21 protein-coding genes and 2 other annotated features are annotated in these 21,159 nt (G+C 37.5%); of the genes, 17 read left to right on the top strand and 4 right to left on the bottom strand.

The features are described 5' to 3' along the window. Positions 1-165 precede the first annotated feature (165 nt). Complete coding sequence (locus AC6F34_RS02700; RefSeq protein WP_500768706.1) at positions 166-324, bottom strand: hypothetical protein; 159 nt, start codon at positions 322-324, stop codon at positions 166-168. 351 nt (positions 325-675) lie between these two features. Between AC6F34_RS02700 and AC6F34_RS02695 the strand changes: the two genes are divergently transcribed. The 3 genes from AC6F34_RS02695 to AC6F34_RS02685 are packed head-to-tail and all read left to right on the top strand — an operon-like array spanning position 676 to position 3,016. Further along, the gene (locus AC6F34_RS02695; RefSeq protein WP_500768704.1) at positions 676-1,599 is read left to right on the top strand and encodes an ABC transporter ATP-binding protein; all 924 of its coding nucleotides are present in this window, start codon (positions 676-678) and stop codon (positions 1,597-1,599) included. Next, complete coding sequence (locus AC6F34_RS02690) at positions 1,592-2,566, top strand: DUF2705 family protein (protein WP_500768702.1); 975 nt, start codon at positions 1,592-1,594, stop codon at positions 2,564-2,566. Before AC6F34_RS02695 ends, AC6F34_RS02690 begins: the two co-directional genes overlap by 8 nt. A gap of 21 nt (positions 2,567-2,587) precedes the next feature. Next, on the top strand, positions 2,588-3,016 hold the full coding sequence (locus AC6F34_RS02685; RefSeq protein WP_500768700.1) for a DUF4064 domain-containing protein: 429 nt from the start codon (positions 2,588-2,590) through the stop codon (positions 3,014-3,016). Positions 3,017-3,143: 127 nt separating this feature from the next. Here the strand turns inward: AC6F34_RS02685 and AC6F34_RS02680 are convergent, their stop codons facing one another. After that, complete coding sequence (locus tag AC6F34_RS02680; protein ID WP_500768698.1) at positions 3,144-3,422, bottom strand: hypothetical protein; 279 nt, start codon at positions 3,420-3,422, stop codon at positions 3,144-3,146. 181 nt (positions 3,423-3,603) lie between these two features. On the opposite strand from AC6F34_RS02680, the gene AC6F34_RS02675 reads away from it, so the two are divergent. The 4 genes from AC6F34_RS02675 (at position 3,604) to AC6F34_RS02660 (ending at position 7,038) form a co-directional block, all read left to right on the top strand. Further along, positions 3,604-4,809 carry a CaiB/BaiF CoA transferase family protein gene (locus AC6F34_RS02675; RefSeq protein ID WP_500768696.1) on the top strand — a complete coding sequence of 402 codons (1,206 nt, stop codon included), beginning with the start codon at positions 3,604-3,606 and terminating at the stop codon, positions 4,807-4,809. 90 nt (positions 4,810-4,899) lie between these two features. Then, positions 4,900-5,640: a 3-oxoacyl-ACP reductase FabG gene (gene fabG, locus AC6F34_RS02670; RefSeq protein WP_500768694.1), complete on the top strand. Its 741-nt coding sequence runs from the start codon at positions 4,900-4,902 to the stop codon at positions 5,638-5,640. Positions 5,641-5,657: 17 nt separating this feature from the next. Beyond that, complete coding sequence (locus tag AC6F34_RS02665; RefSeq protein WP_500768692.1) at positions 5,658-6,599, top strand: MBL fold metallo-hydrolase; 942 nt, start codon at positions 5,658-5,660, stop codon at positions 6,597-6,599. A gap of 316 nt (positions 6,600-6,915) precedes the next feature. After that, positions 6,916-7,038, top strand: a complete 123-nt coding sequence (locus tag AC6F34_RS02660) for a putative holin-like toxin (RefSeq protein ID WP_500770101.1) — start codon at positions 6,916-6,918, stop codon at positions 7,036-7,038. Between the two features lie 177 nt (positions 7,039-7,215). Here AC6F34_RS02660 and bcbE read toward each other — a convergent pair whose 3' ends face one another. Continuing rightward, entirely contained in the window at positions 7,216-8,460 is a 1,245-nt protein-coding gene (bcbE, locus tag AC6F34_RS02655) for a bacillibactin exporter BcbE (protein ID WP_500768690.1), read from the bottom strand. Positions 8,461-8,642: 182 nt separating this feature from the next. Here bcbE and AC6F34_RS02650 point away from each other — a divergent pair, with 182 nt between their 5' ends. The 9 genes from AC6F34_RS02650 to AC6F34_RS02610 all read left to right on the top strand — a co-directional run bounded on the left by AC6F34_RS02650 (position 8,643) and on the right by AC6F34_RS02610 (position 18,041). Beyond that, entirely contained in the window at positions 8,643-9,290 is a 648-nt protein-coding gene (locus AC6F34_RS02650; protein ID WP_500768688.1) for an MOSC domain-containing protein, read from the top strand. 44 nt (positions 9,291-9,334) lie between these two features. Next, positions 9,335-9,599: a binding site (T-box leader), on the top strand. 38 nt (positions 9,600-9,637) lie between these two features. Further along, positions 9,638-9,883 (top strand) — a binding site (T-box leader). Between the two features lie 61 nt (positions 9,884-9,944). Next, complete coding sequence (gene trpE / locus AC6F34_RS02645; RefSeq protein WP_500768686.1) at positions 9,945-11,339, top strand: anthranilate synthase component I; 1,395 nt, start codon at positions 9,945-9,947, stop codon at positions 11,337-11,339. Beyond that, positions 11,323-11,952 carry an anthranilate synthase component II gene (locus AC6F34_RS02640; protein ID WP_500768684.1) on the top strand — a complete coding sequence of 210 codons (630 nt, stop codon included), beginning with the start codon at positions 11,323-11,325 and terminating at the stop codon, positions 11,950-11,952. Before trpE ends, AC6F34_RS02640 begins: the two co-directional genes overlap by 17 nt. Continuing rightward, complete coding sequence (gene trpD, locus AC6F34_RS02635) at positions 11,906-12,931, top strand: anthranilate phosphoribosyltransferase (protein WP_500768682.1); 1,026 nt, start codon at positions 11,906-11,908, stop codon at positions 12,929-12,931. Before AC6F34_RS02640 ends, trpD begins: the two co-directional genes overlap by 47 nt. Then, on the top strand, positions 12,932-13,723 hold the full coding sequence (locus tag AC6F34_RS02630; RefSeq protein WP_500768680.1) for an indole-3-glycerol phosphate synthase TrpC: 792 nt from the start codon (positions 12,932-12,934) through the stop codon (positions 13,721-13,723). After that, a complete protein-coding gene (locus AC6F34_RS02625) occupies positions 13,713-14,345 on the top strand; it encodes a phosphoribosylanthranilate isomerase (RefSeq protein ID WP_500770099.1) in 633 nt (210 codons plus the stop codon). The genes AC6F34_RS02630 and AC6F34_RS02625 overlap by 11 nt, the downstream gene beginning before the upstream one ends. Continuing rightward, a complete protein-coding gene (gene trpB, locus AC6F34_RS02620; protein WP_500768678.1) occupies positions 14,332-15,534 on the top strand; it encodes a tryptophan synthase subunit beta in 1,203 nt (400 codons plus the stop codon). The genes AC6F34_RS02625 and trpB overlap by 14 nt, the downstream gene beginning before the upstream one ends. 93 nt (positions 15,535-15,627) lie before the next feature. After that, positions 15,628-16,308 carry a tryptophan synthase subunit alpha gene (trpA, locus tag AC6F34_RS02615; RefSeq protein ID WP_500768676.1) on the top strand — a complete coding sequence of 227 codons (681 nt, stop codon included), beginning with the start codon at positions 15,628-15,630 and terminating at the stop codon, positions 16,306-16,308. Between the two features lie 155 nt (positions 16,309-16,463). Next, positions 16,464-18,041 carry a catalase gene (locus AC6F34_RS02610; protein WP_500768674.1) on the top strand — a complete coding sequence of 526 codons (1,578 nt, stop codon included), beginning with the start codon at positions 16,464-16,466 and terminating at the stop codon, positions 18,039-18,041. A 348-nt stretch (positions 18,042-18,389) separates the two neighbouring features. Here AC6F34_RS02610 and AC6F34_RS02605 read toward each other — a convergent pair whose 3' ends face one another. Then, complete coding sequence (locus tag AC6F34_RS02605; RefSeq protein ID WP_500768672.1) at positions 18,390-18,851, bottom strand: DinB family protein; 462 nt, start codon at positions 18,849-18,851, stop codon at positions 18,390-18,392. 157 nt (positions 18,852-19,008) lie between these two features. On the opposite strand from AC6F34_RS02605, the gene AC6F34_RS02600 reads away from it, so the two are divergent. Further along, positions 19,009-21,141 (top strand): peptidoglycan D,D-transpeptidase FtsI family protein, encoded by a 2,133-nt coding sequence (locus AC6F34_RS02600; protein WP_500768670.1) that lies wholly within the window; start codon positions 19,009-19,011, stop codon positions 21,139-21,141. The last annotated feature ends 18 nt before the right edge of the window (positions 21,142-21,159 follow it).

The raw sequence follows: 21,159 nt of genomic DNA, 5'->3' as shown, positions 1-21,159 counted from the left end.
AGTGGCTTATTTCAGTGTGTAATAAAGCGTTAATCTAAAAGGATCATGAAAGTTACAATTGGTTCTTATAGAAAGTCATGGGCAATCATTCTAGTAATGTTTGTTATACAGAGCAGAAAGTAAATAGTTTTTACAAGTTGCTACACGTCAGTTCTTGCTATTGAGTCAACTAGCCATGGCGACTATTGTAGTTTTGCTATCGGCGATCGTTTTCAAAGCATCTAAAGACTCTTTCATGATGATGTCTTCGGCGGTGACATCCGCAAAAACCAAAGAAGCCACATCCACAACCTCTTCTATGATCTCGATGATGATCTTCCTCAATGCATGTGAAGCTTCTTACTTTATCATGTCTATCATGCTTATTACATCTGTGATGATGTCTATTTCCTGTGCTGTTTTCTAGAACAAAATCTCTATTGTCACCGTTATTAAAGTCATTACTATTTCTGTTATCCCAATCATGATGGAATCCCATATTTTATCCACCTCCTCTTTCATAACTTCCTACATCTTATGAAGGTGTTGTACAAGCTGTAAAGGTATCTGCACCAGTTACTTCGACTATTTTTCTTCTATTAAAATGAAAAAATGTAAAAAAAACGAAACCTTAATCAGGACCATAACGTAAATAGCTTATTCAATTACGTTCAAAACATAAAGGAGGTTTCACATTTGTCGATTCCAGCGATGCAGTTAAAAGATGTCAAAAAAACTATTGGCAAAAAAGAAATAATAAAAGGGCTATCTTTCGACATAGAATCAGGTGAAGTATTTGGATTTTTAGGGCCAAATGGAGCAGGGAAAACGACAACGATCCGAATGATGGTCGGGTTAATGGGGTTATCAAGTGGTGATGTACTTATTCAAGGAAAAAGTATTAAAACAGATTACAAGCAGGCAATTCGAGAAGTTGGTGCTATTGTAGAAAACCCAGAAATGTATCCGTTTATGAGCGGCATGAGAAATTTAAAGCATTTCGCAAGAATGATACCCAATTTAACGGAGGAACGGATTAAGGAAGTAATTCAATTAGTAGGATTAGAAAAAGCAATCAACGAAAAGGTAGGTCGATATTCTCTAGGTATGAGGCAAAGATTAGGGATTGCACAAGCACTTTTACATCGACCATCTATCTTAATTCTCGATGAGCCAACAAATGGGCTTGACCCAGCGGGAATTAGAGAAATCCGTCAATATATAAGAAGGATTGCTAAGGAAGGAAATGTATCCGTTATCGTTTCGAGTCATCTTTTATCTGAGATTGAATTAATGTGTGACCGGATAGGTATCATTAAAAATGGTGAGTTAATCGCCATTGAAAATGTCGGCTCTCAATCTGGCAAAAGTGATGGTGCTCTTGAGGTTCAATTATTAGTAGAGCCATTAGATCAGGCTTCAAAGCTTCTAGAGGAAATGAATGTGTCTTACACAATTGATGATGAGAGTCTATTGCGTTTAAATGTCCAAAGAGAGGATATTCCGTCGGTTTTAAAGATGCTTTTGAACCAAGGTGTAAATGTTTATGAGGTACAAACACGTAAAGCAACATTAGAGGACCAATTCTTTGACTTGATAGGAGAGAATACAATTGAGTAATTTTTTTCAACTTGTAAAAAATGAAAATATCAAACTATATTTATTAAAATCGACATGGGCAATGTACATATTATTATTTGTCATCGTTCTTGGTGGTGCTCTGATAATAAAAGCTTTTGATGACACCTATACAGTTCCAAAAAACACTGACAATTGGGAAACAGAGCTTCAAGAGAGAAACGCTGCATTAATAAGTGAAAATGAATCGTTTCAAAATAGTGAAGATATGTCATGGATGATTGAAGTAAATGAAGCGGAAATAGAAAAGAACAACTTTCATCTTGAAAACGACATTCAACCAGTTAATTATGATGGCTGGGCATATTTATTTGAAAATACAGGGTTAACTTCAATTATCAGTTTATTTACGATAATCGTTGGTGCTAGTATCATTGCCAATGAGTTTAAATGGGGGACAATTAAACTCCTTTTAATTCGTCCGGTCACTCGTACGAAGATTCTAGTTTCAAAATACACAACTGTCCTATTGTTTGCACTTACGATGCTTATATTCCTTATTGTTTCAAATCTGATTGTTGGCGGACTGCTTTTTGGACTGAGTGGATTCAATCCTACTCTAGTCATTGATACAACCGAAGGCTTAAAAGAGTCAACATATCTCGTGGAAATCTTAAAGCAATTTGGCTTCTCAAGTGTAAACTTAATCATGATGGCAACATTTGCTTTTATGATTTCAAGTATTTTTAGAAGCAGCAGTATGGCAGTTGGACTTGCAATCTTCTTAATGTTTTCAGGCAATATGATAATCTATGCGCTCGCTCAATACGATTGGTCTAAATTCATCTTGTTTGCTAATACAAACTTAATGCAATATTTTAACGGACAAGGGCCGATTATCAGTAGCATGACGCTAAGCTTTTCGATTATAATGCTGCTTGTGTATTATGTGATTTTCCTAATCATTTCGTGGATTTTCTTTACAAAGCGTGATGTAGCTGGACACTAATCTTAATTGGAGGTAGTTTGAATGATTAAGAGAACTGGAGAAGTAGTACTTGGTATTTTTGGGATCTTAGGCTATTCATTTTTAGGTTTAATTGCGCTGTTTATTATGTGGGTACAAAGCAATGCGGATACTTTTCGCACATTGATGTATGAAGAGTTAAATGACCCAACATTAGATCCAGAATTATTGGATGCATATTTAAATAGCATACAAGCTGTTTCAGGTGGAGCTTGGTTATTGCTCTCGATTCTAGCGGTTGTAATTGGGATTGTTGCAATGATATTTTTAAAGGGGAACAAGAAGCCTAAAGCAGCTGGTTGGTTGTTTATTGGTACAGCCGTATTTACAATTGTATTTACTGCTGGTGGAGGGATTTTCGGAGGTATCTTTTATATCATCGCTGGGATTTTAGCATTAGTAAGAAAACCGAAACCATTAATTGAATCATAGCGTATTGGAGAGGAGAAATCCTCTCTTTTTTATGGATAGATGTAAATAGTTTTTCGATGATGTACTTTTTTACTATATGTAGATGTATTCACAAATAGGGATAAAAAGAAGGGTAAGGCAGAGGGGGTTAGATGGTAGTATTATGATAGTGTGTTTCAATTTTTTTTGCGTGTTCATATACTTTATGGAAGCATTCAAATGATTCTGATCGATAAAGACATTCTCTCCAACTGAATAAACCGGTATGATTCGAAGGGTAAACGCTTACATTCCATAAGTAAAATTGTGAAGTAGGCTCTTTAGGAGAACCTTCTATGGCAATTAATAGGTGAGAGTAATGTTGTTCCTTATCTATTTGGATCAATGACTTTTGATAAAATTCTTTATAGTTCTGTATATTCATCATACTATTTTCCTCCTTCAATATTTATCCTTATCTCTACTTTTATTATATGTGATAAACGCAAGATTTTAACGGCGTAATTGTTAAATATTTTTGAAAAATAGAAATTTTCCCAAATAAAACCTTGTTTTGTTGATTTATTTGAATATTTAGAATATATTTGTCCTAAAAAGGAGGTTGTATCATGCTATCAGGAGTAAAAGTATTGGATTTTTCTACTTTACTACCAGGCCCATTTGCATCATTGCTATTAGCTGATATGGGAGCAGATATTTTAAGAGTAGAATCTCCACAAAGAATCGACTTAACGAAATATATTGAGCCAATGCAAGGTAAGATTTCAGCTACATACAAATATCTTCACCGTTCTAAACGTTCGCTTGTCTTAGATTTGAAAAAAGCAGAAGCAAAGGAAATCATCTATGACTTAGTGTTAGACTATGATATCATCTTGGAACAATTTAGGCCTGGTGTAATGGATAAGCTTGGAATTGGCTATGAAGAATTAGTTAAGAGGAATAAGAAAATCATTTATTGTGCCATTACTGGCTATGGTCAGACTGGTCCATATAAACATCGAGCAGGTCATGACTTGAATTATTTAGCACTCTCGGGAATAGCTGACTATTCAAGAAGAAAAGGAGAAGCACCAGTACCTGGAGGCGTTCAGTTTGCGGACATTGGTGGTGGATCATTGCCAGCTGTCATTTCCATATTAGCGGCGCTCTACCACCGCGAAAGAACAGGTGAGGGACAAAAAATTGACATTAGCATGACAGACTTAGCTTTTTCATTTCATGCATTGTTCGGGTCAAGTTCATTAGCAAGTGGCAAGGATCTAGAACCAGAATCCGTATTGCTAAATGGTGGGAGCTTCTATGATTATTATGAAACAAAAGATGGGAGGTACCTATCTGTTGGTAGCTTAGAACCACCTTTTCGAGAAGCACTGTGCCAACTTTTAGAGGATTCTAGCCTACTACAATTATTAAATAGTCATGATCCATTTGAACAGCAAGAAGGAAAACAGTTATTACAACATAAATTTAAACAAAAAACGTTAAACCAGTGGCTAGAGTTAATCGAAAAAATTGATGCATGCATTGAGCCGGTCCTTACATTTCAGGAAGCATTAGAACATCCACATTTGAAAGAACGCAACCTTCTTACTTCAATTTCAAATGATGACAATGAAGGAGAGCATTTACAGCAAATTGCTTTTCCAATCAAGTTCTCTTCCTATTCACCTGTATACAAATACACGGGAAAGGATTCGGGCACAGATTCAGAATTGATTTTGCAAGAATTAGGTTATCCCAGCAATAAAATAAAATCATTTATTAAGAGTGGGGTCATAGGGATTCAGCATGATACTGATTTGAAGGTATAAGCTTGCTGAAAATTGAATGAGAAATCATTCAGTTTTTCATGTACAATAGAGTTGAACATTCGGAATATTTATACTAAAGGATGATGACTAATGAGATTACAAAACAAAGTTGCAATAATTACCGGAGGAGCGAATGGAATTGGTTTTGAAGCAGCAAAGAGGTTTCTAAGTGAAGGTGCAAAAGTGGTGATTGCGGACTTTAATGAGGATGTAGGAAGCAACAAACAAATGGAATTAAACGAGCAATTTGAGCACATTACATTTATTAAAACAGATGTATCAGACAGAACCAGTGTGGATCAAATGGTAAAAAAGACGGTTTCCTTATATGGCGGGATAGACATTTTAGTAAATAATGCTGGGATAACCCGTGATAAAACATTAAAGAAAATGTCAGTTGAAGAGTTTCAACAAGTGATTGACGTCAACTTAACGGGTGTGTTTCATTGTGCACAAGCAGTCGTGCCTTATATGTTAGAGAAAGGGAAAGGAAAAATTGTAAACAGTTCGTCTATAGCAGCAATTGGAGGCAATATTGGACAGTCTAATTATGCAGCTGCCAAAGCTGGTGTAATCGGATTAACAAAAACATGGGCAAAGGAATTTGGTAAAAAGGGCATAAATGTAAATGCGGTTGCTCCAGGTTTTATTGAAACAGACATGGTAAAATCTATTCCTGACATGCTTGTTATGCAAATTAAAATGATCACATCAAGTCCGCGTTTAGGAAAACCAGTAGATGTAGCCAATGCGTATTTATATCTTGCTTCAGAGGAATCAGATTTTGTAAACGGACATGTATTAAATGTAGATGGAGGCATGATGAAATAGTGAAAGGGGATGGTTAGATGTTAGAAGAAATTGGTATAAAAAAAGTAAGAATACCGCTTCCGTTTCGCCTTAATCATGTGAATTGCTTTATTGGTGAAGGTGAGCATGGCTTTACAGCTATTGATACTGGATTGAATAACAAACAAACGAGGGATATGTGGAATGAAATTACTTCAGAAGTGCAAATCAACCAAATTATAATAAGTCATTATCATCCAGATCACTTCGGCTATGCTGGCAGTCTCCAAAAACAGACAAATGCAAAAGTATCAATGACAGAAATAGATGCGATTGCTGGTACAACTTATTGGGAAAAACAGTCGATGGAAAAAGTGAGACATCATTATTCTACATGTGGATTGCCAGAAGAATATGTTGTTGAGCTTACTTCGGATGAAGGAGGATTTCTACCTCAAGTAAAGCCTTATCCAATCATTCAAAACTTTTTAACCGAAGGAGACGTTTTTCAATTTGGGAAAAATGTATATGAAGTCATCACAACACCAGGGCATTCAGATGGTCTGATTACTTTTTATAATAAGGATAAAGGGGTATTGTTATCAACGGATCATTTGCTTCCTAACATTACACCAAACATCTCATATTGGTTTAGAGGTAATGACAACCCATTGCAGTCGTTCTTTCAATCTCTAGAAAAAATTCGTAAATTGGACGTTCAATATGTGATTCCTTCTCATGGTGAACCATTTGAAAACGCTAACAAAAGAATTAAAGAAATCATTGACCATCATGAGGAGAGACTTGCGAATTTAACAGCATTTCTCAACAGAAATGCAACGATTTTTGAAGTGAAGACGCACCTATTTCCAAAGATTAAATCTGCACATGAAAACCGTTTTGCGATAGGGGAAACAATGGCACATCTACAATACTTACATGCTAATGGTACGGTTCAAAAGAAACTAGTTGATGGTACGTGGTACTTTTCAAACAGCTAGAGTAAATAGAGAAAGAATTCGAAAAAAAACTACTTCAAGTCGAAGTAGCATCAAAAAGAGACCATGAATGATTTGAATCAAGAAACAATATATAGTGTTTCTTGATGTTGTGAACACTATATATTGTTAGGGTGATTGTAACATATGAAGAGAGTTCTAGCAATTTCTAAATTAAATGATTGAAAACACATGCTTGTTGAAAGGAATCCTACCTTTACATTGAAACTAGGCAGGATTTCTTATTTTTAAGCAAACAAGAACGCTTGTTCTCGTTTGGTGCTATTTATGTTATACTAGAGTGGCAATAGTTGTTAAGATGGGTAGTCGGCTAGCCCCAGAGGAAGGGGGTGATGCCATGTCAATTTTTGAAACACTGATGATCATGATTTCCTTCTCGACCTTAATCATCGCAGTGCTAGGTTTTAAGAATAAAAAATAGACCTTCCTTTTGCGAGTGGGAGAGGTCTTATCTAATCAGTGCCGAACCTAATATACGACAGCTATTGCAAGGGTCGTAGGTGCTGCAACACCTGCGATTCCTTTAAAGCATTCATTTATAATTATATCAACTACATAATACCATATTGTCTTTTCAATGTCGATGTCCCACCATCCTTCATTCGTTCTTTTTTGGCTTGATTGCGAACAATGTAACAAACATTGAAACAAAGCATAGCCCTCCTAATAGGTAAAAAAGAAGATCGTCTTCTCGTTTCATTAAAACTGCAACAACTGGAGGACCAGCAGCTACTCCGATAAACCTCATTGAACTATAGATTGAAGTGATTGTACCACACTCTTGTTTGTCGATTCCTTCTGTTATTAATGCATCAAGACAAGGCAATGCCGCACCAATACCAATTCCTGTTATAAGAAACAAAATAATTAAATACATAAGTTTTTCAGAGATTCCTAAAAGACTAATGGAAGTAGCTGCGAATAAACAGCCGATTGCGATAATCCATTTCATTAACACTTTGTTTTCTTTAATCGATTTACCTGTAATAAAGGACGATAAGCAGAGAGCGCCAAGTGGAATTGCGAGAAACAGCCCTTTTTTGACGCTTTTGATATCATACGATTTTTCTAAAATATCGGAAAGGTAAAAGAGGACTCCGAATAACGCAAACATAAGTATAGCACCAATAAAAAATACAGAATAAAGCCACAAGGCATTATTTTTAAAAATATCCTTTATTTTATGAGCAAATTGTTTAAAGGGTAGTGGTTTTTCCCTTTTAGCGGGTGATTTGACTAAGAACAACATGAGTAGCATAGAGATAAAGCAAAAAACAGGAAATGAGAAGAAAGGTAAGAACCAAATGACTCCTGCCAATGCCGCACCTAGTATCGGGCTCAATACTTTCCCGAATGTATTTGACGTTTCGATGAGTCCAAGGGAACTACTCACTTCATCGTCTGATTTAAACATATCACCAACGAGTGGCATAACAATAGGGGAAGCCCCTGCCGCCCCAACACCTTGCAATGCCCGTCCTAACAGTATGATTGTATAAGGATCTTTCAATTTCCAAGCTGCCCACCCTGATATAATTCCACCAATTCCTGAAATGATTAAGCTTGGAATAATTACCTTTTTACGTCCTAGATGGTCAGATAAAAACCCTGCAAGTGGAATGAGGAAAATTGCTACAATTGAATAAACGGTTATGATCATACTTGTTTGAAAGGAGGATATATTGATCTCCTTTTCCATAACAGGTAAAACCGGGATGAGCATTGAGTTACCCAATGTCATGACTAGCGGAATAGAAGAGATTGAGAGAATCGCCCATTTTTGGTTATGGGAGGACTTTTTCTTCTTTTTCTTGTTTTTTTCGATGCTTTCAATATAATCCATACACATAACCCTCGCCTTTTTATCAAAGCTGACTATTTCGCTAAGCTCGTCACATAGATTATTTTTGAGCTTATTGTTAATATGGGCAATAGTGTATTGGATTAATTTGCATTTTTATGGAAAGTGTATAAATTCAATAGTAAAATTGATGGATGTAGACAATTGAATTGGAGTTGTGAACAATGCAGGGGAGATTAATTAGTTTAAGTGTTGGGAAACCGAAACAATATAAGTGGAATGAACGAACTGAAAAATCTGGAATTGGAAAAGAAAAGGTTAAGGAAGTTTTTTTATCCTATGATGGATTTGAAAATGATGGAGTAGCGAATACAAGCTTTCATGGAGGAAAAGAGCGTGCTGTGTGCTTATATCCATTTGAACATTACCTAAGTTGGAATAGGGAATTCAATCATGAGTTTGAACCTCCATCATTCGGAGAAAACATCTGTGTTGACGGACTAGTTGAAGAAAAAGTGTATATCGGAGATGTTTTTACTTTTGGTAAAACCGTGCTCCAAGTAACTCAAGGTCGTGTACCATGTGCTACGATATCAAAATTCAATCAAGTTCCAATCTTACCAAGGATAGTTGAAACAGGATATACAGGCTATTTCTTTCGAGTAGTGGAGGAGGGAGCTGTAGCAAGCACGGATCAACTTGTTTTAATCGAGCGCGAGCAGACGAAGTTCTCTGTACTCGATGTTAATCATCTTATCATGCATCAGCATAAGAACGAAGGTTCATTGATTGAGCTAACTGAGTTAGAATGTCTGGCTGAGGATATGAAAAATCGAGCAAAAAACAAATTAATTAAATTTTCAGGAAAATGATTGACATGATCGAGTATAGCGAATATGATAGTAAGCAATAAAATAGCTACGTGATGATGAAGAGTAGTAGCAATTGGAAGAATGAAAGAGAGCTGATGGTTGGTGAGAATCAGTATTCAAGAATTGTGAATGGACTTCTGAACGTCTAAACCGAACACGATTTAATAAGTAGGCTTTAGCGTATTTTCTCAACGTTATATGAGAACCCAATTAAAAATAAGCGTAATTATTTTAGATTGGAGTGAGCGAATGAATGACATTGATGTGATTCATTAATAAAGGTGGTACCACGGGTCTCTCGTCCTTTTTCTAGGAGAGGCCCTTTTTTGCGTTTATATTTTCATAACAATAAATCGATGATCAAGAGTAGTACATTGTAGGATCTCGTTAAAGAGAGCTGATGGTTGGTGAGAATCAGTGCGAGACCGCAATCGAATGGACTTGAGAGACATACTTTGAAATGAGTAGGAGTATGCGTTATTCCGACGTTACCCGGAACAAGTATCGAAATCAGGTTTGATTTCCGTACTCTAATGAGAGAGCTTAATTGCTCTAAATTGAGGTGGTACCACGGTGTCGCAATCGTCCTCTACACAGACATTTGTCATGTGTAGAGGTTTTTTATTGCACTTCATTTTTAAGGAGGTATGACGTATGAAGACAAAAATTATTCATCCATCCGTAATTGCGTTCAATGGTGATCAACTTACTCCAGTATTAATTTTTCAGCGGCTGAAGGGAAAGAAGAAGTTTATATTTGAAAGTTCGTTAAAGCATCAAAAGTCAGGGAGATATTCTTTCATTGGTGCAAATCCGACCATTGAAGTAAAAGGTGGAAATCAAGAAGCGATCATGGAACAAGGCGGTCAATCCTACATTCGGAATGAGCATCCTTTGACAATCATTCAAGAAGTATTTGGCCATGTTCAAATTAAGCCACTAGACGAGATTCCATTATGCGGAGGCGCGATAGGCTATGTTGGGTACGACAGCATACGCTTGTTTGAGAAGATCGGTGAAGAGCTTGACGACAACCTTACTATGCCGGATGTTCATTTGATGATTTTTGAAGAAATCATTGTTTTTGACCATTTGAAGGAAGAAGTGTTTGTTATTGGAACACCAATCTTCTCAACTTTAGATGAAGTAAACGAACATTTAGAGTGTATAAAAGCTGAAATAGTAAATGGTGAAATAGATGCGATTGAAGAATTCAAGTTCTCTGAATTCAAAAGTGAACAAACAAAGCAACAATTTATAAAAAAGGTCGAAACAGCTAAGTGGCATATTGAGAATGGAGATATTTTTCAAGTCGTACTTTCTCAGCGCTTATCAGCAGATTTTTCCGGAGATCCTTTTCAATTTTATCGCCGTCTTCGCGGACAAAATCCATCCCCATATCTGTATTATTTAGATTTTGAAGAATATCAAATTGCCGGTGCTTCTCCAGAAAGCTTAATCAAGGTTAGCTCTGAAAATATCACAGTTAATCCAATTGCTGGTACAAAAAAACGAGGCAAAGATGAACATGAGGACCGGTTGATTGAAACAGCTTTAAAACAGGACGTAAAAGAAAAAGCTGAACATCGCATGCTTGTTGACTTAGGAAGAAACGATGTTGGAAAGGTAAGCAGATTTGGAACGGTTACTGTAGATCGTTATATGGAGGTAGAGCGTTACAAATATGTTATGCACCTGGTTTCAGAGGTAAGCGGAACGCTTCTCGAACAATACACGCCGCTAGATGCATTACTTGCATGTATCCCTGCTGGAACTGTAACTGGAGCACCCAAAATTCGCGCAATGCAAATCATCAATGAGTTAGAAAAAGTGAAAAGGGGTGTTTATGCCGGTGCAATCGGATATTTATCGTTTTCCAAAAATCTAGATTTTGCTTTAGCGATTCGAACGATGGTGATTTCCGGAGGCAAAGCATATATTCAAGCTGGTGCTGGGATTGTCTACGATTCTGTTCCGATTCTTGAATATGAAGAAACGATTCATAAATTAAAGCTATTTATAGGAGAAGATAATGATTTTATTAATTGATAATTTCGATTCTTTTACGTATAACCTATTTCAATACATCGGTGAACTTGGCGTAGAAGTTGTAGTTAAAAGAAATGATTCGATTGTTTTAGAAGAAATTCACTCTTTACAGCCAGAAGGAATCATTTTATCTCCTGGTCCAGGTCATCCGCGAGACGCAGGCATCACAACTCAACTAATTAAAAGGTTCTATACAGACATTCCGATTTTAGGTGTATGTCTTGGTTACCAAGCGATTGGATATGCATTTGGCAGCATGATCCGGCAAGCAAAGAGCATCATGCATGGGAAGGAATCACAGATTCAACATGATGGAAGTGGCTTGTTTTCTTATATGCAAAATCCAATGGTTGTCATGCGCTACCACTCACTTGCCATTGATGAACATACATTGCCGGCATCCATAAGAGTAGTTGCAACATCGTTAGATGATCATGAAATTATGGCCATTCAACATGTGCATTATCCAGTCTTTGGCGTTCAGTTTCATCCCGAATCGATAGGAACGCCTGATGGAAAATCTATGGTTGCATCATTCTTGCAGATTGTGAAGGAGGTAAAAAAAGATGAAAGAAGTACTTCGGATGTTAAGCAATCATCAATCATTAAGTGAAAAAGAAACGATGGACTTATTTACAAGAGTATTCAATAACGAGTTTCTGGATGAAGAAGTATCAATGCTTTTATCACTGTTACATGAGAAAGGAGAAGTGGCAGATGAGGTAGTAGGCATCGTTAGAGCGATAATGCTTCATTCAAAACCTCTTCATATTAAAGGTGATGGTGTAATCGATAACTGTGGAACAGGGGGAGATCGTTCAAACAGTTTTAATATTAGTACGACAGCATCCTTCGTTTTAGCAGCGTCTGGTCTAAAGGTAGCGAAGCATGGTAATCGAAGTATTTCAAGTAAGACAGGGAGTGCTGATGTCCTTGAGTATTTAGGAATACCGCTTGAACTTTCATTAACAGCAAATAAGCAGTTACTTGAGGAGGTTGGAATTTCCTTTTTATATGCACCTCACCTGCACCCTTATTTAAAACAGATTATGAATGTGCGAAAGAATCTCGCTCGTCCAACAGTATTTAACTTCATAGGGCCGCTCATAAATCCAGTCATACTCGATTATCAATTTGTCGGGATTTATGACAAAAGTTTTCATTCTATCTATGCAAAAGTACTTTCAAATCTTGGGCGTAAAAAAGCGATTGTCGTACATGGCTGCGGTGGTTTAGATGAAGCATCCTTACAAGGGAGCAACGATTTGATAAGCGTGGAGAGGAAGGAAATAACCGAATATTCCTTTTCACCAATTGAAGTTGGGTTGGAACATGTATCAAATGAAGAACTAAAAGGAGGAGACGCAAAAGTAAATGCAAAGATTCTCCTTGATGTTCTTAATGGAGAGAGTGGAGTTTACCGAAATGCAGTGCTGTTGAATGCTGGTATTGGGCTTTATACAGGAAACAAGGCAAAAAGCATTGAGGACGGAATTGCAAAAGCAGCGTTATTAATTGATGAAGGGGAAGCATTGGCTGTATTAACGAAGCTTGTAGGGAGCGCAAATCGTTTAAAGAAAGAGGTGATGTAAATGTCTGTATTCTTACAAAAAATATTGAATGAAAAAGTAAAGGAAATTCAATTTTTGCCTGTCCGTGTTCAAACCACTTACCCAACCTTAGGACCTTCATTTATTGAAAAGCTCAACGCATCTAAGCATCCATTGATTATTGCAGAGTTAAAAAAAGCATCACCTTCGAAGGGGAGATTAAAGGAAGATCTCAATATTAGCTTTTATGCGAAGGAGTATGAACGACTTGGAGCAGGAGCTGTCTCCGTTCTAACAGACCAAACGTTCTTTCGTGGAAGCTTTCAGGATTTAATTGAAACGAGAAATTCCATTACAACACCGATATTATGCAAGGATTTTATGCTTTCGGAAAAGCAAATTGATTGTGCTAAATTACATGGGGCAACCATCGTGCTGTTGATTGTTGCAGCACTGCCATTTGATCGGTTAAAGACTTTATATAAATATGCGATCGAACAAGGGTTAGACGTCATCGTAGAAGTGCATTCTTCCGAAGAAGCAGACTGTGCAATTGCTATAGGCGCAAACATTATAGGTATTAATAACCGTAATTTGCATTCATTCGATGTGAATATAAGAACAACGGTTTTACTAAGTGAAAAAGTGAAGGCATCAGGTGCATTTCTTATAAGTGAGAGTGGCATTCGTTCAAAGGAAGAATTAAAGATTGTTCTAGAAGCGGGCTGTGATGCTGTTTTAGTCGGTGAAGCTTTTATGCTATCAAAAGATTTAGAGAGTACATTTGCTGAATTTCAAAAGCTGTGTTTGGAGTTTATGAATGATGAAAGTTAAAATATGCGGAATCCGGAACGTTGAGGATGCTCATTTTGCGATCGAACATGGTGCTGATGCGATAGGTTTTGTATTTGCAAAAAGCAAACGGCAAATTGATGTGCACGAAGCAAAACGAATAATTGAAACACTGCCTAAAGAAGTGATGAAAGTCGGTGTATTTGTGAATGAAGCATATGAAACAGTCCATAACATCGCAGAACAAACAGGGATTACAACCATTCAATTGCATGGAAATGAATCATCTGAATATGTTAGCCGTTGCACTCTTCCTGTCATTAAAGCCGGTAGAATCATGAAAAGTGAAGATGTGCACAGGTTGGAGCAATATCCTGCACCTTATATTTTATTAGATAGCCCTTTCGGTCAATATGCTGGGGGAAATGGTACAACGTTTGATTGGAAAAATGCGATGAAGCGAAAAAATAGAGCGAAGAAAGTGATATTGGCGGGTGGTTTAACGATTGATAATGTTGCGGAAGCCATTTCACTTGTCCGACCATACATGGTCGATGTCAGCAGTGGAGTAGAAAGTGAAGGGAAAAAAAGCCAGCAGAAAATGGCAGCATTTTTAACTAAGGTTAAGCAACTAGGAAGGTGGATGCAAATTGAAAACATATAAGCAACCTAATAAACTTGGTCACTTTGGCAAATACGGAGGAAGATATATTCCTGAAACGTTAATGACTCCCGTAATCGAGCTGGAAAAAGCATTGATCGCTGCACAATCTGATGAACAGTTTTCGAGTGAGTTACGTCAACTTTTGAAATCGTATGTTGGTAGACCGACTCAGCTTACGTATGCAAAGAATCTTACTGAACATGCAGGAGGTGCAAAAATTTACTTGAAACGGGAAGATTTAAACCATACTGGTGCACATAAGATTAATAATTGTTTAGCGCAGGCGCTATTAGCAAAACGAATGGGAAAAAAGCGAATCGTAGCTGAAACTGGTGCAGGACAGCACGGGGTTGCCACAGCGACTGCATGTGCATTACTAGGTTTAGACTGTATTGTCTTTATGGGAGAAGAGGATATAAAAAGACAGGAGTTAAACGTTTTTAGGATGGAGATTCTTGGTGCGAAAGTGCAAAGCGTGACGACTGGAAGCAAAACGCTTAAGGACGCAGTGAACGAGGCTCTTCGTTACTGGGTCACTCATGTAGATGATACGTACTATATATTAGGATCCGTAATGGGCCCGCATCCTTATCCCTATATGGTCCGGGAATTTCAAAAGGTAATTGGCGAGGAAACGAAAGCACAATTTTATGAGTACGAAGGTCGGCTCCCAGAAGCAATCATTGCCGCTATTGGTGGTGGTAGTAATGCGATGGGAATCTTTTATCCATTTATTGAGGAGGATGAGGTGAAGCTGTTTGGTGTTGAAGCAGCAGGTAGTGGTCTTGATACCAACTTTCACGCAGCTTCACTGACAAAGGGAAGTCCAGGAAGTCTCCATGGTGCGTATATGTATGTTTTACAAGATGGTGATGGTCAAATTCGGGAAGCTCATTCGATTTCAGCAGGGCTTGATTATCCAGGTGTTGGCCCTGAGCATAGTTACTTGAAAGACAGTGGACGCGTAAAGTATGAAGCGATTACGGACGATGAGGCATTAGAGGCGTTTTTACTTTTAGCAAGGCTAGAAGGCATTATTCCAGCTCTAGAAAGCTCACATGCAATTGCCTATGCATTAAAAATTTCGCATCTATTTTCTCGTAATGAAGGCATCATTATATGTTTGTCTGGAAGAGGAGATAAAGATGTTGCAGCAATTAAAGATCGGATAAAGGGGGAGGTTTCATGAATGCATTACGTGTAGCACTTGAACAATTGTCTATGAAGCATAGAAAAGCATTTATTCCCTATATTATGGGGGGGGGACGGAGGCTTTGATGAAATGCTAAATCGAATGCAGTTTTTGCAAAATATAAATGCAACGGCAATTGAAATTGGCATCCCATTTTCAGATCCAGTCGCAGATGGGCCAATCATCCAACAAGCAGGTAAGCGTGCATTATATGAGAATATTGGTCTAAAGGAGATTCTGGCTTTTTTAGAAGAGAATATAAATCAATTTTCGATTCCACTCATCATCATGACGTATTTAAATCCAATATTAGCATACGGAATTGGTCCATTTTTTTCTCAATGTAAGAAAGCAAATGTATCGGCTGTTATTATCCCGGATTTGCCATTAGAGGAGCAAGCATTTATAGAAGAGGCTGCATACGACAACCAGATTGAGATTATTCCACTTGTGGCATTAACGAGCCCTGAGGAGAGAATGATCAAATTAACTAAAAACAACCCGGCATTTGTATATGCGGTATCAATCAATGGAGTAACAGGTAGTCAAACAATTGATAAGAATAACATACTTAGTCACCTTAGCCAATTAAAGCAAATATCAACTTCACCTGTATTAGTTGGCTTCGGTATACGAACTGTAGATGATGTAATGGAAGTATCACAATATAGTGATGGGGTAGTAGTTGGAAGCAGGATCATTGAATTGTTTGAAGAACACAAACTGGGGGGAATTAGCATATTGAGTGAAGCAATCCAACGTTATCCGTAAAATAAAGTTGACTAGAAATATATAGCTTCATGATTAAAACATGCTATCATCCTTTTGCCATAGCTGCATGGCTTATAAAAAATTCTAAAAAAATCCATATAATCTTCCTGTTTGTGGGAAATATAATATTATCTCATTAAGGAGGGATAGTGTTTATGGAAGAAAAGAATTATGAAGCTGAAGAAAAACTTACGAATCGACAAGGACATCCTATCACTAATAATCAGAATATCCGCACGGTAGGGAATCGAGGACCAGCAACACTAGAAAATTATGATTTTATTGAAAAGATTAGTCACTTTGATCGAGAGCGAGTGCCTGAGCGGGTTGTTCATGCTAGAGGAGCAGGGGCGCACGGCTATTTTGAAACGTATGGTACTGCTGGAGAGGATCCTGTTTCTAAATACACGAGAGCAAAGTTGTTTCAGGAAAAAGGCAAGAGGACACCTGTTTTTGTGCGTTTTTCATCTGTTATTCATGGTGGTCATTCACCGGAAACACTTCGAGATCCAAGAGGTTTTGCTGTGAAGTTTTATACAGAAGATGGCAATTGGGACTTAGTTGGAAACAACCTTAAAGTGTTTTTTATCCGCGATGCAATGAAGTTTCCTGACATGGTGCATGCGTTTAAGCCTGATCCAATAACAAATATACAGGATGCAGAAAGATTCTTTGATTTTTGTTCGAATTCACCTGAATCATTTCATATGGTCACGTTTTTATACTCTCCGTGGGGAATTCCTGCTAACTACCGAATGATGCAAGGCTCTGGCGTGAATACATATAAATGGGTCAACCAAGAGGGAGAAGCGGTTCTTGTTAAATACCATTGGGAACCGAAGCAAGGAATTAAAAATCTTACACAAAAAGAAGCGGAGGAAATCCAAGCTAAAAACTTTAATCATGCAACTCAGGATTTATATGACGCAATTGAACGAGAAGATTATCCGGAGTGGGAATTACTTGTTCAGGTGATGAGTGATGATGAACACCCAGAGCTTGATTTCGATCCTTTAGATGATACGAAGCTATGGCCTGAGGAACTCTTCCCATGGTTGCCTGTCGGAAAAATGGTTTTAAATCGAAATCCCGAAGATTACTTTATGGAGGTTGAACAAGCAGCCTTTGGTACTGGAGTATTAGTTGACGGACTTGATTTTTCAGATGATAAAATGCTCCAAGGGCGCACTTTTTCATATTCAGATACACAACGTTACCGTGTTGGCTCCAATTATCTGCAATTGCCGATTAATGCACCTAAGAAAAATGTAGCGACAAATCAATCAGGTGGGCAAATGCAATATAAAGTTGATCGTGCTCCCGGGCAGAATCCACATATTAATTATGAGCCATCGTTCTTAGGTGGCTTACAGGAGACTACACAGTCTGGGAAAGAGTATACGCCTAAAATAGAAGGGAATCTTGTACGACAATCGATTGATCGACAAAACAATACGAAGCAAGCAGGTGAAACATTCCGTCAGTTTAAAGATTGGGAAAAGGATGACTTGATAACAAACTTAGTAAGTGACCTATCCGATTGTGATCACCGTATCCAAGAACGAATGATTTCTTTAGCAGAAGAAGCGGATGAAGAATATGGAAGAAGGCTTCGTGAGGGCATTGAATCAGTCAATGCACAAGGAACGAGCAAACATGCATTAGGAAATGACAACGGAGATTTGTCAGTTGAAGAGGCAACAGAAAAAGGGCATGACGCAGATCCATATTAACAAACAAAAAGTGGCTAATGCCACTTTTTGTTCAGGTTGTAGACAAACGTATGCATACGTCGTTGTTCGGCATCAAAGCCCCCTCATGAACCGGTTGTTCTATTGGGGTCTTGACTTGACTGCACGCCTAGTCTGACAAGCGCTTTCAATATAGTCTGATGGCTTGGGTTATTATTAAAAAGTCTTCTGAAAAAACATGTAGACAAAGTCGGAATTCGACTTTGTCTATACTCACAAAAAAAAGTCAATGTCTCGTGAAGGAAAAACCTGTTGAAGACAGATCCATGCAGGAACGACTTCGGAAAGAGTGTACCTTAATCTAAGATGCTTATTGACATCTTTTTTATATTATCCTTTATGTACATATAATGGTAAATCAGAATGGCCGATCATGCGAATATATACAAATAGATTGCCTTTATGATTAATTTCATGTTCATAGGCCATTTGGAACATTTGCTTACCCGTTAAATCACTTCCAAATATATGTGCCACTGCAATCGTGCGATCAAGTTCATCAGCACTAAATGACGCAATCAATTTCTCTGTTGCTTCTGTATAAAATAATGCTGCTTCATATAATGAAACTGGAGCCGAATCGGGCTGTTGAGAAAATACAGCAATATCACCATGTTTGATCGTATTTGCAAATTGATAAAATGATTTTATGATATGCATTCCAAGATCAAATAATGTTTTAGATGTTGCTGTTGGTTTGAAAGAATAATTCTCTTCTGATACCTTCTTTAATAATTCATTTGTAACGACGCGGTGTGATTGAAATTGAGCCAATAATTGTTCGTTGTTCATTCGTTAGTAACTCCTTTCTAAAGTACCCCTATAGTCTAAACAATCTTTCATCTATTTACAAATAACCTGCATTTGGAGATTACTATCAATATTTGTACAAAAATAGTGTATAATCAAATTATTACTAAATTTATGAGAGATTTTGGGGGAGAGCCTGTTGGGAAGAGAGAAGAAAAAAAGAAAAAGCCATCTTCCAGTTAGAATCAATCTACTATTTCTATTCGTATTTTTACTATTCACAATCCTGATCATACGATTAGGATTTGTTCAAATTGTCAACGGTGAAACATATTTGAAAGAAGTGGAACGCACAGAAGATACAATCGTCACTTCTCCAGTTCCACGAGGGAAGATTTACGACCGCCATCATAATTTAATTGTAGATAATGAGGCAAAAAACGCAGTAGTCTATACGAATTATAATGAAACGATAAAGAATATGCTCAAAACAGCAGAAACTTTGTCTTTGTTCATGGATCAACCAATCGATAAAGTAAGAGAGCGTGAAATGAAAGACTACTGGATTATCAAATTTCCAGACGAAGCGAAAGAAAAATACTCAGATAGCGAATATGATGAAATTATGGAGAGTGATCTCTCAACCTCTGAAAAAAACAGAAAGATCTATCAATTGCAACTAGATCGAATCACAACGGATGATTTAAATCAACTAACAGACAAGGATCTTCATGTGCTAGCTATTTATCGCGAGTTCATTAGTGGTTACGCAAATACGAAGCAATTCGTAAAAAATGAAGAAGTCACTCTTGAAGAGGTAGCTGCCATTAGTGAGAATCTTCATTTATTACCAGGTGTTGACACAGTAATGGATTGGGAACGTGTTTATCATTATGGTAATACACTTCGTTCTGTCCTTGGGCAAGTGTCAAGTTCAAATGAAGGTTTACCAGCAGATAAAGTAGATTACTATTTAGCAAGGGATTATAGTCGAAATGATCGTGTAGGAAAGAGTTACTTAGAATTGCAGTATGAAGACGTTCTGCATGGACAAAAAGCGAAGGATAAATTAGTAACACAAAAAGGAAAATTAATCGGAACAGAGCGAGTTTTTGAAGGAAAGAGTGGAAGTGACCTCGTTCTATCCATAGATATGGAACTTCAGCAAGAGGTAGAGAAAATTCTTGAAGAAGAAATTTGGAGAACGAAGAATACTCATGGTCGTTCAAGACTACTTGATCGTGCGTTTGTCGTTTTGATGGATCCGCATACAGGGGAAATCTTAACAATGGCTGGTAAACTTCTTGGTAGAGACGCAGAAACGGGCAATCAAGTATTGCAAGATTACGCGCTCGGAGCGATTTCATCTTCTTATAATGTTGGCTCAGCGGTTAAGGGTGCGACGATTTTAACAGGCTTTCGAACAGGAGCAATCAATCCAAATACCGTATTTTATGATGCTCCAATGACTATTGCGGGTACACCAACTAAAAGCTCTTGGTTTGGTGTTGGTGGCAATATGGGAATACTTGAAGCTCTTAGAAGGTCATCTAACGTGTATATGTTTAAAACAGCAGTTGAAATTGCAAATGCAACCTATATTCAAGGTCGACCGATGCCACTTCCGAATAGGCGAGCATTTGAGGATTTGAGAGACGGTTTTTCAGAATTCGGATTAGGTGTACGTACAGGAATAGACTTGCCGAATGAATCAAGCGGATTAACTGGTGGAGACAGATTGCCAGGTTTTCTACTCGATTTATCGATTGGACAATATGATACGTATACACCATTACAACTGGCTCAATATGTTTCAACAATTGCAAATGGTGGGTACCGAGTACAACCAACATTAGTAAAAGAAATTCGAGAACCATCTTTTGAAGAAGAATTAGGACCTGTTGTACAAGAAATGGGATCAAAGGTTTTAAATAAGATTGACGTTACAGACGCACAACTTGGCATTGTAAAGGAAGGATTCCGTCAAGTAATGCAATCGCCAGGTGGAACAGCTGTTGGCAGATTTGGAGATGCACTTTACTCTCCTGCTGGGAAAACAGGAACAGCGCAGGCTTTTTATGACGGCTCTACACGAGAACCAGGTGATCCATTAATTGCAGTCATGAATTTAAGCTTAGTTGCGTATGCGCCGCACGACAACCCTGAAGTAGCGATGGCAGTAGTTGTGCCTTGGGCTTACGAGGGGAATAATGGACCGACTCCAAACAATGATATCGGTAGAAGAGTACTTGATAAGTATTTTGAGTTAAAAACAAAAAATACTACTGATGCTACAGGCGAAGAAGAATCTGAAGATACAGAAGAAGATTAAGTGTAATGAAATAAAAAA

It is taken from the genome of Niallia sp. CD-39 (genome assembly GCF_059874745.1).
Note: the sequence above shows the minus strand (reverse complement) of the source record. Positions and strands in the feature narration are given on the sequence as shown.